This is a genomic window from Craterilacuibacter sp. (assembly GCF_051659485.1).
Taxonomy (GTDB): Bacteria; Pseudomonadota; Gammaproteobacteria; order Burkholderiales; family Chromobacteriaceae; genus Craterilacuibacter.
In genome coordinates, this window is sequence record NZ_JBOFOO010000029.1 from 1 (window position 1) to 1,606 (window position 1,606).

Below are 1,606 nucleotides of genomic sequence, written 5' to 3' on the forward strand. Positions count from 1 at the left end.
ACCCGGGGCAATCCGGACCGAGCGTCAAGATGCAATGTGGTCGCATGATCCGGAGGGCTTTGAAAAGAATAATCAGCTATTTATTGATCAGCAGATGCTGAAATTCCGTCTGGATGCTGCAGACTGCGCACGCTTGGCATTGTTCCTGGCCTCAGATGAGGCGCGTGGCTGTACCGGTCAGAACTTCGTCGTGGATGCAGGGCTCATGTTCCAATAATAAGCTGACCAGACCCGGTATCATGTAGTGGCCAGAATTTATATGTAAATTCTGGCCATTTTAATGCGGAAATTATTGGCATCATGGCATATCATCGCGCTATGATGTGCCCAAAATGCTAAGTACTATTTATTGAATTATCATTAAAAAATCATCCTTTATTATTGGAGTCATGCGCGATGGAGTTGACGAGTAAACCCAAGCCCCGCACACGCCGTAGCACTCAACGCGCAACCATGATGGATGTTGCATCCCTTGCCAATGTCTCACCCAGCACCGTCTCGCTGTACCTACGTAAATCTGAAGCCGTTTCTGGCAAGCTACGCGACAAAGTTCAGCAAGCAATAGATGCACTACACTATGTTCCAAATCGTATAGCCGGTAGCCTTGCGGCAGCCAAAAGCAATACTATTGCCGTTATCATTCCATCCATATCCAATAGTTTCTTTGCCCGCACTGTCGAGGCAATGCAATCTATCAGTGAAAAGGCCGGCTACAGCCTGCTCTTGGGTAACTCGGGATTTAATATCCAGCGCGAAGAAGAGTTGGTACGTACTTTTTTACAGTGGTCACCTGCCGGGGTAATTCTGACGGGGTGCGATCATACAGATAACACCATAGGGATGCTGGAGGCCGCAGATATCCCAGTGGGACAGATGTGGGATTTAGGCGAACCTAGCTTTGGACTACAGGTCGGCTTCGATAACCAATCAGTTGGCCGTATCGCTCTGCAGCACCTGCATCAAGGGGGTTGTAAACGCGTGATTTACATGGGTTCGCGTTTGAATATTGACCGCCGAGCCCGCTACCGCGCCGATGGCTATGCAAATGAAGTCATGCGCTTAGGCTTGCACACGCCCTGCATCCTAGACTTACCTAATAACGATCAAGTCGTCGCAGAAGCAGGTAAAGCTATTGCCACGGCACTAGCAAAAGACCCACTGATAGACGGCGTCATCTGCTCCAATGACTCTCTCGCGCTAGGCGTGTTGCTGGAGGCTCAACGCCGCAACATCAAGGTACCGGAACGCTTGTCGGTAATCGGTTTTGGTGATTTAGATTTTGCCGAATGCACTATCCCGCCATTAAGCACCATACGCCCTCATCGTAATACCATAGGCCGAGAATTGATGCAGGCTATCATTCAACGCTGCGAAGCCCCAATAAATACCGAATGGCCAGATTTAACAATGGACGTTGGGTTTGAACTTATTCCGCGTAGTACTACCCGTATTATCTGATACTGTCCCGCATGAATGATGAAATAGCCAAACAGATGTATCCAACTACGCCTAATTAGCCGACTTGCCACCGAATATGGTGTCGCAGCAGAAGCAATCGTAATGGCCTTCCTGTTGCGTCACCCGGTACGGATACAAGCCACCATCG

General features: G+C 49.3%; 1 protein-coding gene and 1 pseudogene. Both read left to right on the forward strand.

Features of this window, described 5'->3' with window-relative positions; all coding sequences use genetic code 11:
• Positions 1 to 217 (forward strand): annotated as a pseudogene (locus ACRC1E_RS00885) (sulfoquinovose 1-dehydrogenase); the annotation flags it as partial.
• Positions 218 to 453: 236 nt separating this feature from the next.
• Positions 454 to 1,458, forward strand: a complete 1,005-nt coding sequence (locus ACRC1E_RS00890) for a LacI family DNA-binding transcriptional regulator (RefSeq protein WP_438513224.1) — start codon at positions 454 to 456, stop codon at positions 1,456 to 1,458.
• Positions 1,459 to 1,606 lie beyond the last annotated feature (148 nt).